This window comes from Kineobactrum sediminis, from assembly GCF_002868715.1.
GTDB lineage: Bacteria > Pseudomonadota > Gammaproteobacteria > Pseudomonadales > Halieaceae > Kineobactrum > Kineobactrum sediminis.
Genome location: NZ_PKLZ01000001.1, coordinates 544145 through 558289 on the forward strand (window position 1 = coordinate 544145; position 14145 = coordinate 558289).

The window sequence follows — 14145 nt, forward strand, 5'->3', positions numbered from 1 at the left end:
GGTCATTGGGCGCTACGCCCTGACGTCATTGAGTTTGAAGTGGCATCTGGGTGCAGGGTCAGGGGCAGTCGGGAATGCTTCTCGAGCAACCAGCGGAAGTCTTCCACTTCCAGTGGCATGCTGTAATGGTAGCCTTGGCCGATCCGGCATCCCAGCTCAAGCAGCACATCGCGCACGGCGGCATTCTCTACCCCTTCCGCAACTATGTCGGCCCCCAGCACCTGGCTGATGCCCAGGATCATTGAAACAATATTCCGGTTGAATGCGTTGTCCAGAATGCCTCTCACGAACCCCATGTCGATCTTGATTTCGTCGAAGGGATATCGCTGTAGGTAGAGCAGCGATGAATAGCCTGTGCCGAAATCGTCCAGGGATAGCTTCACGCCCAACTGATGGAGGTCATTGAGTTGTCGGTTCAACGTCTCGGATTCCTCGCTGAACACACTTTCCGTGATCTCAAGCGTCAGCGCCGCGGGATCGATACCATGGATTTCGAGGGCTTCTCGCACCTTCTCCGGGAAGTCACCCGGTCGAAACTGGTCCACTGACACGTTCACGGACACACGGACCAGATCCAGGTTTGCCGCCTGCCACTCCCGCAGGTCTCGACACGCCTGGAAGAGCACCCAATCGCCGATCGGACCGATCAACTGACTCTGCTCGGCCACTGGTATGAACTGACCGGGCATCTGCAGGCCGCGATCCGGGTGCATCCAGCGGATCAGCGCCTCGCAGCCAATCATTGTGCCCGTCGCGAGGTCTACCTTGGGCTGGTAATGCAGCTCGAACTGGTCATCTTCCAGGGCCTGGCGAAGCTCCCTCGCCAGGTTGATACGTTGCTGGGCCCGTCGATACATTTCACTGTCATAAAGACGGAACACCCCCTTGTCATGCCCGCGGTTCTCATGGAGGGCGATCTCGACCTCGTGTAGCAGGACTTCGGCACTGCGCTCCTTCTCGCCCAGCAGAGTGAAGCCGCCGTCTACAGCAATCTCGATAACAGTTTCCGAAAGCTGCACCGGCTGATGGAAGATGTCAGTCACTTTCTCGAGACGATCATGGGGTGAAGATGCATGGCCACCTGGCAGCAGGACAATAAACTGGTCACCGCTTAAACGGCCGATCAGGGTGCGGTTCCAAAGGCGGTCTTCAAGGCGACGCGCCAACTCGATCAGCAAACGATCACCGATATGGTAACCATGTGCTTCGTTGACGTTGCGCATCTCCCGGATGTCCAGCAGGACAATGGTGTCTTCGGGGTTCCAGCCATGCTGGCCAGTGTGGCGCGCAAAGGCTTCGATGAAACCCAGCCGATTGGCCAGGCCGGTCAGCGGGTCCTGGTAGGCATGAAGCTTGAGTTCCTGTTCCGCCAGCTTGCGTTCGGTGATATCCACGTGCATCACCACTGCGCCGAGCATGCCTTCCGTTTCCTTGTCAGGGGTCAGTCGCGTCGCCATCATGCGGAACCAGCGCGGCTGGTCCGGGGAATGGCAGGGATATTCGAGCGCGAAGCTGTCGCGATCACCCGCCAGCACGGACTGCAGTCCATCGGCCGCTTCGAACGCCTCCTCGGCGCAGTCGCCAATGACGTCACGACACACCGACAGGTAATTACTGCCGACGCCAAAGTCGGGATCCTGGTTTTCATTAGAGGTTCCGAAGTGCCGCCATTGGTCATTGACATCGACCACCTTGCCCTCGCCATCCAGCAGCGCAATATGGGCGGGCAGCGAATTAATCAGCGCCCTGCTGTTGGCCAGGGCGCTGGATAAGGCTTCGACCATGTCGCCCTGCTGGTCGAGCATGTGGTTGAAGGTCCTCGAGACGTCGGCGAATTCGTCCGACCCCGACACCGGGACACGAACGTCATACTCGCCACCCTCTACCCGGCGGGCAGCTTTTGAAAGCGCTTGAAGAGGGCCATTGATTCGCTTGAACAGGAGCCCGAAACCAACGAGACAGAAAACGCTGAATACGGTCGCCGCCCCGGCGAAGACCGCAGCGATCCAGTTTGCATCTCTGGCGACCTGGGCCTGATGCTGGATGATAACCTCCTCGAGAGCGCCAGTCAGGGCGATGCCGTAACCAGCGACCTGGTTCATAATGACCCGGCTGCGCAGGGGGATGGTCGGCTGGGCAGTATCGGCAGTAACCTCTGCGGCTGAGGCAGTGGCTGTCTCAAGGGCGTTGATGAGGTAGTCGATATTGCGGCTGGCGCGGCGCGCACTGGGAAATCGCTCGGTCATTTCTGACAAGGCCTGTTGCATCGACCTGGCTTGACCAAGGAAGGCTGTCCACAAGGCTGGATGAGGCTGGTTGACCAGGATGGCATCACTACCCACCGAGAGCGCATCGATACGACCTTGTATTGCAATCAGCTCAAGGATCTCCTCTTGCTTGGTCTGCATCTGCTTGAGGCTATTAGTGCCGACAATCAGTAGTAGCGCCAGACCAAGCAGGCAGGCGATGATGCTGATCCGGGAAAGACGTCTGAGGCTCATGGATTAGTCGTTGGTTCGTGGGATGGGTGAGCCGGAATCCGGACGGGTAGAGGATTTACGTCATGCAAGGGGGCAGACTCTATCCAAAAGAATGGCCGATCCAAGGGGGTAATGATGCCATTGCCCTCAACGGTCACGACCTCGTTGAGGTTATTAGAATAGGATATGCTCGCGATGATCATAGGGTCGGTGGATTCTTCAGCAGACCAGCGGGGTGATACTCATAAGTGCAAAATCTGCCTCTCCAGCGCGCAGAGCCTGCAACGTCTCCTTGCCAGTGGCACTGCGGTTGACTTCGATGTCCAGTCCATGGCGCCGGAAGCTGTTCTGCTCCACTGCGACCATAGTCGGTCGCCGAGGTAATCAACGTTGAAAAGGCGAAGGGGACCCTGGTAGCTCTCGTTGGCGAGGAGAGAGCCACTGCACATCGTGATGAAACACAAAACCAACAGCGCGATTCGTGTCCGGCACCCTTTTGATCTCCAACGCACTTGGACCGGAAAGTGCATCAGGATTTTAATACCCCAGAATATTCGAAAAATAGTTCTATAATATCCCCGAAATCACGCGATGTCCAACATCGCTTGTGTTGACATCAGGGCAGTTGGTTGTCGTTTCACCACTGGCAGGGCGGGCAATCCCAGCGGAACGGACGCCACGAACCGATGCAGCCGAGCCTGAAGAAAGAGGCTGCCAAGCCTGTCCCCAAAGTGTGCCCCCAGGTGTAGATCGTCTGTGAGAGGAACCTCCCAATGACACGCCAATCCCTGTTTTGCGCCACAGCGGTTATTCTTTTCATCGCCGGGTGCGAGCAGAGTGGACGCTCGTCCTCCGGGCCCTGCGAATTCTGGAACAAGGGCGACCGGGCCATGGTGACGGTTCGCGGCGAGCGACTACCCGAGTGCCGACGCATCGAGGCGCCGGAGACACCGTTCACGGCCCAGGGTCAGGAGCCGGCCTGGCAGCTGCGAATAACCGACCAGACGATCGAGCTGACTGAGAATTACGGCACCAGGCAATTGAGCTTTCCGCATGCCGAACCAACAATCAGCGGCGGCATTGTGCACTACCGGACGACCAATGACGATCACGAACTGGAGATTTTCATCGAACCGTCGATCTGCCGGGACATCATGAGCGGCATGCCGTACCCGGCAACGGTGCGTTACGCGCTCGACGGGGAAATGTCGAACGGCTGCGGCGGCGCGCCCGAAGATCTGTTGCTGGGCGGCGAATGGCGAGTCTCGTCGATCGCAGGCGAGCCGGTGCTGGAGAACGCGGCTCCGACCATCGAGTTCGTGGCCGAAGACAGTCGCGTTGCCGGCCAGACCGGCTGCAACCGGTTCACCGGAAAATTCGAGCTGACCGGGGAGGGGCTGAACTTCAGTTCGCTGGGGACGACCATGATGGCATGCGCCGGACCCGGCGTTCAGGAGCAGGAAAGTCGTTTCGTCGAGGCCATGCAAAAAACCTTCCGGTTCGAGGCGCCCGCCTTCGACCGGTTGCACCTGGTCACTTCCGATGGCGAGATTATTGAGGCGTCGCGCTGAGGCGCATATCCTTTCACGTTGGAAGTGCAAAAGATGTCTTCGGCGGCCGGCGCGCCGGTATAATCTGTAAAGGATGTCTCCGGTACAGACCAGGTGTAGATGGTCGGTGTGAGAGGATTCGAACCTCCGACCCCTTCCTCCCGAAGGAAGTGCGCTACCAGGCTGCGCCACACACCGAATGTTGCGAGGGCGGCAAATATACCAGAGTCACCCTGTGGAACCAATAGCGGCGCCTTGCGCGCCGCTTCAGTAGATTCCAGCCCAGCGCGCCAGCAATTGGCTGAACAGGCTGAGCCCGGTCACAATGGCTACCAGCACAATCACCAGACGCAGGGGCCTGAATGGCTTGCGTTCTACCGAGTTAATACCGCGGGACACAAAGGCATCCACTTTGGCCTGGTCTTCCGGATACAAGCGGCCTTCACCAGCTGCATCCGGGGCCGGGTTGTTCTGCTCTGACATGTGCATCATCCTCTCGAAATCCCGACGCTATTGTCTGCGCTGCTAACCCTGTACGTCAAACAGTGCTTCAGGCATGTCCATCAGATTATCGGAACCGGACAGCAGCGCCTGCTTGTGCGCCAGGGTGCGGGGCAGGATCCGTCCGTAGTAGAAGCGGGCGGTCATCAGCTTGGCCTCATAGAACGACGTATCGCCGTCGGCGGCTGCAATCTTGCTGTTGGCCAGTATCGCCATCCGTGCCCAGAAATAGGCAAGGACCACGTACCCACTGTACATCAGGTAATCCACTGCCGCGGCACCTGCCTCGTCGGGGTTGGCCATGGCTTTCTCACCGATCTTCATTGACAGGTCCAGCCAGTCATCCTTGTAGCAGTTTAAAGCGCTGGTGAACTCGGCGCTCGCCTCGTCACTGTGAGCGTCACAGAATGACCCCACCAGTTCGGTGAAGCCGGTCAGCAGCTTGCCACCGGAACCCAGCACCTTGCGCCCGATCAGGTCTAGCGCCTGAATACCGGTGGTGCCTTCGTACAACGTGGCGATGCGTGCATCGCGCACAATCTGCTCCATGCCCCATTCCTTGATAAACCCGTGGCCACCGTATATCTGTACACCGAGATTGGCGGCCTCGTAGCCGGTTTCCGTGGCGAAGGCCTTGGCTATCGGTGTCAGCAGGGCCAACAGGTCATCTGCCGCTTTGGCCTGCTCTTCGGTACCGGCATCCACAATGTCGGCCTGCTGGGACAGGAAATAGATGAACGCCCGGTTACCCTCGGCAAAAGCCTTCTGGGTGAGCAGCATGCGGCGTACATCCGGATGTACGATGATGGGGTCTGCCGCGCCGTCAGGGTTTTTGGGTCCACTGAGACTGCGCATGGCCAGGCGGTCACGGGCGTAGGCCAGCGAACCCTGGAGAGTCAGTTCAGCATGGGCCAGGCCCTGGATGGCGGTACCGATACGGGCAATGTTCATGAAGGTGAACATGCAGTTGAGGCCCCTGTTCGGGGGTCCGATGAGGTAACCGGTGGCACCGTCAAAGTTCATCACACAGGTCGCCGAACCCTTGATGCCCATCTTTTTCTCGATGGAGGCACACTGCAGTGCATTGCGCTCGCCCAGGGAACCGTCGTCCTCAACCTTGAACTTGGGCACGATAAACAGCGAAATTCCCTTGGTGCCCGCAGGCGCATCGGGCAGTCGCGCCAACACAATATGCACGATGTTTTCGGCCATATCGTGCTCGCCGGCGCTGATGAAAATCTTGGTGCCGGTGATGGCATAAGTCCCATCCGCCTGCGGCTCTGCCTTGGTGCGCAGCAGGCCAAGGTCACTGCCGCACTGGGCTTCGGTCAGGCACATGGTACCTGTCCAGCCGCCTTCAACCAGCCGGGTGAGGTATTTCTGCTTTTGGGCGTCATCACCGTGTGCATCGATTGTCTTGACGGCACCGAGGCTCAGGCCGGGGTACATCAACCAGGACCAGTTGGCGGTGCCCGCCAGCTCGTTGACCACGATGCCCAGCAGGTTGGGCATGCCCTGGCCACCAAATTCGGTACCGGCAGACAGTGCCGGCCAGCCATTCTCCACATACTGCTGGTAGGCTTCCGGGAAACCTGCAGGGGTAGTAACACCCTGCTCACTCCAGGTGCAGCCCTCTTCGTCGCCGCTCTCATTGAGTGGCGAAAGCACGTTCTCCGCAAATTTGGCGCCCTCTTCGATAATGGCGTCCATCAGGTCTGCGGTGGCCTCTTCATAGCCGGGCAGGCTTTGATAGAGCGCCTCGGATTCCAGCAATTCGTTCATCACGAAACGGATATCCCTAAGGGGGGCTTTATAGGCTGGCATGGACGTTCCTCGCGGGTTTTTCACAGATATGTAATCAGCGCTCACATTCTCCGCGAAAATACACCGAAGTCAAACAGGTTTTACATTAAATAATGGGAATCATTGACTTGAAGTAGTGCCCGGTTTTCGCTTATTCCGGCGCAATCAACCGGACCTTGGGGCATAAGCGTTGCACCAGCCGGTCCCCTTTACCAGTTTGCCCGCAAACAACGGGCATCCGGCCCATTCGTCGTCCGGCGTTCCCTGGTAGAGCTGGCAATTGGTGCATTGCTGACCCTCCTCGTAACGCGGCTGCTCGCTCGCTATTACATCGTCCGCGTCGTGAACATACGCCAGACGTTTGGCCTGAGGGGAATCCTCACTGAGTTTGGGCTGGGTCTCGTTAGCACTCGCGTCCTGCGACCCGGCCTGCGCGTCAGCGGCATCGGCATCGGCATCGGCAGCGGAGCTTTCCGTTGGCTGCTCACCTGTGGATTGATCTGGTTCCATCCCCGAGGTGCTGCCGCCATCTCCCGCCACCGGTGCGCCTGCCTCTTCATCACCGCCGCAGCCTGTCAGTCCAACCAGCGGCGTCAGCAGCACGCTACCCCCCACGAGCGCAATAAAGCGCCGGCGAGCCTCAACAGTTGTCTCATGATTGTCCATTTCCGGTCTCCTGCTAGATCATCGGGTGTTTCAGGAGTGTAGTCGCTCTGGCGCCATGCTCCAGATAATTTGCGCGAACCGAATGGTCTCTAGAGAAGCTCTTTCAAATCAACATACCGGGATGCCGATGCCGGTGTGAACGGTGACAAGTGCGGAATCTCGCCAAGTAGCGGAGCCGGCAGGAGTTGTCGCAATGTGTCCAGGTTTTCCTGATGGCAGGCCATCGCAGGGCCCGGCTGGTTGGCCACCCAGCCCGCCAGATGCAGGCCGTCCGCCTGAATTGCCTCCGCGGTCAGCAGGGCGTGATTGATGCAGCCCAGGCGCATGGCGACCACCATGATCACATCAGCACCCAGTGCTATGGCAACATCTGCCAGGGTTTCCCTGGGCCCCAGCGGCACACGCCAGCCCCCGGCGCCTTCTACCAGTACGAAGTCCGCACCGCTGCTCATTACACCCCGGCACAGGCCCGCCAGGCGCGAGGCTTCCAGTCGGCGCCCGGCCTGGGCCGCGGCAATATGGGGCGCGATGGCCGGTATCAGTGCAACCGGATTCACCTGGGCATAGGGAAGCTTCAGGGTCATGGCGGCCTGCAGGGCCAGCGCGTCCTCGTTATGGCCCTTACTGTCGCAGCCGGCGGCGACCGGCTTGACCGCGGCGGTAACCAGGCCCTGAGCACCGGCAGCATGGAGCAGCGCGCAACTGACCGCAGTTTTACCCACTTCCGTGTCGGTGCCGGTCACAAAAAACGTTTTAGTCATGGTTTCTCCAACCGCCCGAAAACCACTTCGTAGGTTGCGGGCAGGCCCTCGTCCTCACGGCAGTCTTCATAGGCGCGAATCATTGCGGCCAGGCGGGAACGGCCGGTCAGCCCGCCGGAGCGGGCGCTGTTCATGTTGTGGGCACCCAGGGTTTTAAGCTCCCCCAGCAGATCACCCACCTTCTGGTAACGCATCACGATATGCTCGCTGTGCAACTGCAGGCCTACGCCCGGGGTCTGCTCCGCTGCAGCCTGCAGGGCGGCCATCGGGAGAAAGGTATTAACGTGCTGTCCGGCATCTACTGCGGCCCAGGCGCGTCGCAGTTCCTGCAAAGTTGCGGGACCGAGGGTGGCAAACAGGCATACCGCACCAGGCTGCAAGACCCGCGCCAGTTCGGCGAACAACAACTCCGGACGATAGCACCACTGGAACGCCAGGCTGCTGAACACAAGCCCTGTGGAACCGGCTGCCAGTGGCAGGGCCTCGGCATCGCCCTGTGCCCAGACCGCGGGTCCGGGATGATGGACGCGGGCATAGTCGATCATACCGGCGGCGAGATCCATCCCCAGGTAACGGGCTTCGGGATAACGGGACTGCAGAGCCGGCTGAAAATAGCCCGTGCCGCAGCCCAGGTCCAGCACAGTGGCGGGGGCGATGTTTTCTCTACCCAATCGGGTAAGCAAACGTTCACCAACATCACGCTGCAAGGCGGCAACGCTATCATATTGTGCTGCCGACCGACTGAAAGAGGCGGCTATATCACGCTTGGCAACCGGGCCGGGTAGCGCTGCAATACCGGCTGTACCGGGAAGGGCAAGGCTGGAGAGTGCCCGGGCAATAGCCGACACGGCTGTTAACGGCAGGGCGTGACTGCCACTCTCGAGCGTGCGCACCGCAGCGGTCGGAATATCCGCCAGCAGCGACTCCAGGGCAGGCGCCAGCGGCTCTGGCAGCAAAGCATCCGCGGCGGCCAGCAGGTGTAACTGTGGCACCGCCAAACGGCGCAGCAACGGCCGCGTATCCACCGTTGCCAGCCATGTCAGGCCCGCACATAGTGCCGGTTGAGTCCAGTGACCACCCAGCCGCGATAGCTCCCGGGACAGGCTGCGTTCATCTTCGGCGCCCAGGGCCTGGAGGCTATCGAATTTTTTCAACGCTTTGGCCGGCGCTGTTGTTGCCAGGGTCTCGAATGCCCTGAACTGCGCAGTGGGCATGCCCGGCCAATCCTGCTCGACGACAAAATGCGGATTACTGGCCACGGTCATTACTGCCGCTACCCGTTGCGGCGCGGCATGCCCGAGTGTCGCCGCCAGCTGGCCACCCAGGGACCAGCCCACATAGACAGCCCGCTCCGGCGCCAGCCGAAGAATCTCATCAATCAACGCAGCCAGGGCGGTTTCCGTGGGCCCTTGCGCCGGCTGCCAGTCGATCAGGCTGACATTGGCCCAGGAGCGCAAACTGGCCAGAAGAGGCCGCCATACGTCGGCGCTGCCTCCCCAGCCGTGCAACAACACCAGGTCAGCATGCGCGGACCCGGTGGCGGGCAGGTATTCCAGGCGCGGCGCGGGCTCAGGCATGGGGCCAGAGATCGCCCAGAGTGGCCAGCAGGCGCTCGACCTGGGCGCTATCGTGCGCAGCACTCAGGGTAATACGCAGGCGCGAGGTTCCCGCGGCGACTGTTGGCGGGCGAATGGCACTGATCAGGAGACCCTGTTCACGCAAGCGCTGGCTCAGCAACATGGCTTGCCCTGCGTCACCCACCAATAAAGGCTGAATGGCACTTGTCGACGCCATCAGGGGCAGTCCCAGGGCTTTTGCTCCCGCGCGGAACAGGGTAATGAGATCCCCCAGGTGGTCCCGGCGCCAGGCTTCTTCGCGCAATACCGCCAGTGCGGTAACACTGGCCGCGGCAATGGCAGGGGGCATGGCGGTGGTGTAAATGTAGTTGCGGGTACTCTGGATGAGCGCCTCGATCAGCAATTCACTGCCGGCGATAAAAGCGCCTGAAGTACCCAGGGCCTTGCCCAGTGTCGCCATCAAAATCGGGACTTGTGTTTCATTCAGCCCCGCGGCGGCAACACTGCCGGCACCGTTGGCGCCGAGCACACCAAACCCGTGGGCGTCGTCCACCATCAACCAGGCTTCCTGTTCACTGCACAGGCGCGCCAGCTCCTCCAAAGGTGCACTGTCGCCATCCATGCTGAACACGCCATCAACGGCCACCAGGGTGGGACCTTCAGCCTGGGCCAGCCTGCGTGCCAGGGCATCGCAGTCATTGTGCGCAAAGCGACGGAAGCGGGCGCCGCTGTGCAGCCCCCCGTCCAGTAGCGAAGCGTGATTGAGGCGGTCCTGGAGCACCGTGTCTCCCGGTTTTAGCAGTGCCTGCAATACACCCGTATTGGCGGCATAGCCACTGGAGAACAGCAGTGCACGGGGACGACCGGTAAACTCCGCCAGGGCTTCTTCCAGCTCGCGGTGGGGGGCACTGTGGCCACACACGAGATGCGAGGCGCCACTACCTACCCCCCAGGTTGTTGCCGCTTCGCGCAGGCTGGCAACGATGCGCGGATGCGCGGCCAGCCCGAGGTAGTCATTGCTGCAGAAATTGAGATAGTCGCGCCCATCGAGGCGCACCAGTGGACCCTGCGCGGATTCGAGGGTCAGGCACTGGCGATACAGACCGGTCGCGTGGCGTTCATCCAGCAGCGCCCGGAGGCGTTGCGGAAAAGCCTCCACGGAAATCGCGGGCGGCGCTAGTGAGCGGACTGCAGCGCTGCTGCGCTGCGGGTGGCATCGTAGAAGTCCGGCGAAGGCACTTCCGGTTCACGGTCTACCTGGCGCTGCTCCGGGCGAATACCAAGACGCCCGAACAGGGTCATGTCCTTGTTCGCCTGCGGATTGGGAGTGGTCAGCAGCTTCTCGCCATAGAAGATCGAGTTGGCGCCGGCAAAGTAGGCCAGCGCATGCATCTGCTCGTTCATCTCCTCACGCCCCGCGGACAGACGCACGTGGGAAGCGGGCATGAGAATGCGCGCCACCGCGATGGTACGGATAAAATCGAACGGATCCAGGTCTTCTTCCGCGGCCAGGGGGGTACCCTCAACCCGCACCAGCATGTTGATCGGTACACTTTCCGGGTGTTCAGGCAGGTTGGCCAGCTGCTGTAACAGGCCGGCGCGGTCACGCTGGGTCTCACCCATGCCGACAATGCCCCCGCTGCAGATCTTCATGCCCGCTTCGCGAACGTGCCCCAGGGTGTCGAGGCGATCCTTGTAGGTGCGGGTGGTAATGACTTCGCCGTAGTACTCAGGCGAGGTGTCGAGATTGTGGTTGTAATAATCAAGCCCGGCCGAGGCGAGCTCGCTGGCCTGGTCTTCGGTAAGCATACCCAGGGTCATGCAGCTTTCCAGGCCCAATTCACGGACACCCTTGACCATGGCGACCACGTAGGGCATATCCCGCGCCTTGGGGGAACGCCAGGCGGCACCCATGCAGAAGCGGGTGGCGCCGCTGTCCAGGGCAGCCTGCGCCTGTTCCAGCACCTTCTCCACCGCCATCAGTTTTTCCGTTTCCAGCCCGGTATCGTAGCGGTTGCTCTGGGGACAGTAGGCACAGTCTTCCGGACAGGCACCGGTTTTGATGGAAAGTAATGTGCTTACCTGCACCTCGTTCGGGTCAAAATGGGCCCGATGTACACCCTGTGCCTGGAACAGCAGGTCGTTGAAGGGCAGCTCAAACAGGGCTTCAATTTCCCGGCGGGACCAGTCGTGACGGGTTTTGGCGGCAGCAAGGGGCATGACAATCTCACATCAGGGTAAACAGCCACACATGATAAGCGAACACCCACCACTGTCAACCCTGGACGCCTGCATTGGTTAACACCCAAGCACATCAACTACTGGAATCAGTATTCCCGCAATACTGTGTACTGTGCCAGCTGCGCAGCCATGACCCACTGCCCCTGTGTGTGGACTGCAGCAGGCAGTTCCAGCTGAATGAACACTGTTGTCGCCGCTGTGCCCTGCCCTTGGCATGGGAACCGGGAAACAGCGGCGAAGCACCGCTCTGCGGACCGTGCCAAAGCCAGCCACCCCCCTTTGACCGGGTTGTCGCACCCCTGATCTACGAGGACCACATCGCCCACCTGATCCAGCGCTGGAAATTCCAGCGCCAGCGCCGCCTCACGCCGCTACTGGCTTCGCTATGGCTGGGTCACGCCGTCCTGGCGCAGCCATTGGATCGGGACCTGCTGCTGCCGGTACCCCTGCACTGGCGACGGCAGCTGTGGCGCGGCTTTAACCAGGCCGCCCTGTTGGGACATGCCCTGCAAAAGCAGGCGCCAAATCTGGCAGCTACTCCCTTGCGGGCCAATGGCCTCAGACGCATACGCGCCACCCCGGCGCAGGCAGGGCTCAACGCCCGGGAACGCAGCCGCAACCTGACAGCGGCTTTTGGGATCCGCTGCGATGCCCGCGGCCTGCGCGTCGCGCTCATTGATGACGTCATGACCACCGGCACAACCGCCGCAGCACTGGCTACCGTACTCAAGCAGGCCGGCGCCAAAGATGTACAGCTTTGGTGCCTGGCACGTACGCCCGCGCCTGGACACTGATACACTGCCGCTTTTAAATATCCGGAGCCCGCGCTGTGATTCACGCCGAACACCCCTATGACAGGCTCACCCCGGACCGCGTAATTGATGCTGTCGAGTCCGCCGGGTTCCACTGCGATGCGCGGCTATTGGCGCTCAATAGTTACGAAAACCGCGTGTACCAGGTGGGGATAGAGGATGCGACCCCGATCATCGCCAAATTCTACCGGCCCGGCCGCTGGAGCGATGAGCAGATACAGGAAGAACACTCCTTCAGCCTGGAATTGCAGGACGCGGAAATCTCCGTAGTTGCGCCCATGGTCGATGCACAGGGGACCAGCCTGCACCAGTTTGAAGGGTTTCGCTTTGCCCTGTTTCCGCGCCGGGGCGGCCATCCCCCTGAGCTGGACAACATGGACAGCCTACTGGTGCTGGGACGTACCCTGGGACGCATTCACGGGGTTGGCGCGGCGAGCCGTTTCCAGCACCGCCCGACCCTCGCGATAGACGACATGCTGACCCGGAACCGTGAGTTCCTGCTTGCGGAGGGCTTCATCCCCCGCGACCTGGTGCCCGCCTACAGCTCACTGACCCTGGACCTGCTGGAACGGGTACGGGCGATCTATGGCCAGGTTGGCAGCAAGGACCTGATACGGGTGCACGGCGACTGCCACATAGGCAATATCCTCTGGCGTGACGACTGCGCACACTTTGTTGACCTGGATGATTGCTGCATGGCGCCGGCAATCCAGGATCTGTGGATGTGCCTGAGTGGCGAGCGTCACGAGCGCCAGCTGCAACTGGCGGAACTGGTAGAGGGCTACAATGAATTTTTTGATTTTGAGCCGCGCCAGCTGCGCTGGATAGAAAGCCTGCGCACCCTCAGGGTGATCAACTATGCCGCCTGGCTGGCACGCCGCTGGAGTGACCCGGCATTTCCGCGCAGCTTTACCTGGTTCAACACCGAACGCTACTGGGCGAATCACATTCTGGAGTTGCGCGAGCAGATGTCAGCCCTGGACGAAGAGCCGCTGGTGCTACTCTGAGCGCCGCGCTGCAGAAGCGGGATACAGCACCGACCAGAGCCAGCGCAGCGTACTGTTGGTGGACAGTACCTCCCGGTCAACGCCATCAAAAAATTGTTCCAGCCCGGCCGGGTCGCTGAACAGGTCCATACGGGTCCTGAATCCCAGGGTCGGGTCCAGCTCCTTGACCACTTTGGCCGGGTTCCCCGCGACCACAACGTTCGCCGGCACATCCCGGCTCACTACCGCGCGCGCGGCCACCACACTATTGGCACCGATGGTAACGCCCTTCAGCACCGTGGCGTGGTCGCCCAGCCACACGTTATCGCCAATATGTACGGGAGTGGGCTGCTCCGGCCGGGCAACACGATCATAGAGAGTATGCCAGTCGGAGTCTGTCACATAGGCGCCATTGGCTATCATCACCCCGTCGCCGATAACAATTTCGTCGCTGGCGCTGAGACGGGCACCCGGACTCATCAACACACAGTCGCCAATCCGGATACGGCCTTGCCCCTCTTCGCGACCCCACACGCCGATTTCAACACGATGCATCGGCTCGCCAATAGCGGTAAAGCTGCGGCCGATATGAATATTGACACCGGAAATATGCACATACCACGGCTTCATTACAGTGTGATAGGGGCCCAGGTAAGCGCAGCGCGGCCGCAGATAATAATCCGTATACCAGCTGCGGAAGCGCAGATAGGTTTTCTTCAGCCAGTACGGTCGCAGATCCTTGACCATGCACAATCTCCAATGGTTGGT

General features: G+C 60.7%; 13 protein-coding genes and 1 tRNA gene. 3 read left to right on the forward strand and 11 right to left on the reverse strand.

The window, feature by feature from the left end; genetic code table 11:
• Window positions 1-2: 2 nt before the first annotated feature.
• Window positions 3-2501 (reverse strand): EAL domain-containing protein, encoded by a 2499-nt coding sequence (locus CWI75_RS02400; RefSeq protein ID WP_101519852.1) that lies wholly within the window; start codon window positions 2499-2501, stop codon window positions 3-5.
• Between the two features lie 198 nt (window positions 2502-2699).
• Complete coding sequence (locus CWI75_RS02405; RefSeq protein WP_101519853.1) at window positions 2700-2846, reverse strand: ABC transporter substrate-binding protein; 147 nt, start codon at window positions 2844-2846, stop codon at window positions 2700-2702.
• Window positions 2847-3253: 407 nt separating this feature from the next.
• Between CWI75_RS02405 and CWI75_RS02410 the strand changes: the two genes are divergently transcribed.
• On the forward strand, window positions 3254-4051 hold the full coding sequence (locus CWI75_RS02410) for an META domain-containing protein (protein ID WP_101519854.1): 798 nt from the start codon (window positions 3254-3256) through the stop codon (window positions 4049-4051).
• Between the two features lie 100 nt (window positions 4052-4151).
• Here the strand turns inward: CWI75_RS02410 and CWI75_RS02415 are convergent.
• The 8 genes from CWI75_RS02415 to bioB all read right to left on the reverse strand — a co-directional run bounded on the left by CWI75_RS02415 (window position 4152) and on the right by bioB (window position 11558).
• Window positions 4152-4228: transfer RNA gene (locus tag CWI75_RS02415), tRNA-Pro, on the reverse strand.
• A gap of 69 nt (window positions 4229-4297) precedes the next feature.
• Window positions 4298-4519, reverse strand: a complete 222-nt coding sequence (locus tag CWI75_RS02420) for a DUF3094 family protein (RefSeq protein WP_101520099.1) — start codon at window positions 4517-4519, stop codon at window positions 4298-4300.
• 36 nt (window positions 4520-4555) lie between these two features.
• Window positions 4556-6355, reverse strand: a complete 1800-nt coding sequence (locus CWI75_RS02425) for an acyl-CoA dehydrogenase C-terminal domain-containing protein (RefSeq protein WP_101519855.1) — start codon at window positions 6353-6355, stop codon at window positions 4556-4558.
• Between the two features lie 144 nt (window positions 6356-6499).
• Complete coding sequence (locus tag CWI75_RS02430) at window positions 6500-7000, reverse strand: high-potential iron-sulfur protein (RefSeq protein ID WP_241521042.1); 501 nt, start codon at window positions 6998-7000, stop codon at window positions 6500-6502.
• An 89-nt stretch (window positions 7001-7089) separates the two neighbouring features.
• Window positions 7090-7761, reverse strand: coding sequence for a dethiobiotin synthase (gene bioD / locus CWI75_RS02435; protein WP_101519856.1), 672 nt, complete (start codon window positions 7759-7761; stop codon window positions 7090-7092).
• The gene (gene bioC, locus CWI75_RS02440; RefSeq protein WP_101519857.1) at window positions 7758-9338 is read right to left on the reverse strand and encodes a malonyl-ACP O-methyltransferase BioC; all 1581 of its coding nucleotides are present in this window, start codon (window positions 9336-9338) and stop codon (window positions 7758-7760) included. The genes bioD and bioC overlap by 4 nt, the downstream gene beginning before the upstream one ends.
• The gene (gene bioF / locus CWI75_RS02445; protein ID WP_101519858.1) at window positions 9331-10497 is read right to left on the reverse strand and encodes an 8-amino-7-oxononanoate synthase; all 1167 of its coding nucleotides are present in this window, start codon (window positions 10495-10497) and stop codon (window positions 9331-9333) included. Before bioF ends, bioC begins: the two co-directional genes overlap by 8 nt.
• A gap of 17 nt (window positions 10498-10514) precedes the next feature.
• The gene (gene bioB / locus CWI75_RS02450) at window positions 10515-11558 is read right to left on the reverse strand and encodes a biotin synthase BioB (protein WP_101519859.1); all 1044 of its coding nucleotides are present in this window, start codon (window positions 11556-11558) and stop codon (window positions 10515-10517) included.
• A gap of 74 nt (window positions 11559-11632) precedes the next feature.
• Here bioB and CWI75_RS02455 point away from each other — a divergent pair, with 74 nt between their 5' ends.
• On the forward strand, window positions 11633-12373 hold the full coding sequence (locus tag CWI75_RS02455) for a ComF family protein (RefSeq protein WP_101519860.1): 741 nt from the start codon (window positions 11633-11635) through the stop codon (window positions 12371-12373).
• Between the two features lie 38 nt (window positions 12374-12411).
• The gene (locus CWI75_RS02460; RefSeq protein ID WP_101520101.1) at window positions 12412-13398 is read left to right on the forward strand and encodes a serine/threonine protein kinase; all 987 of its coding nucleotides are present in this window, start codon (window positions 12412-12414) and stop codon (window positions 13396-13398) included.
• Here CWI75_RS02460 and CWI75_RS02465 read toward each other — a convergent pair.
• On the reverse strand, window positions 13390-14124 hold the full coding sequence (locus tag CWI75_RS02465) for an acyltransferase (RefSeq protein WP_101519861.1): 735 nt from the start codon (window positions 14122-14124) through the stop codon (window positions 13390-13392). The genes CWI75_RS02460 and CWI75_RS02465 overlap by 9 nt on opposite strands.
• Between the last annotated feature and the right edge of the window lie 21 nt (window positions 14125-14145).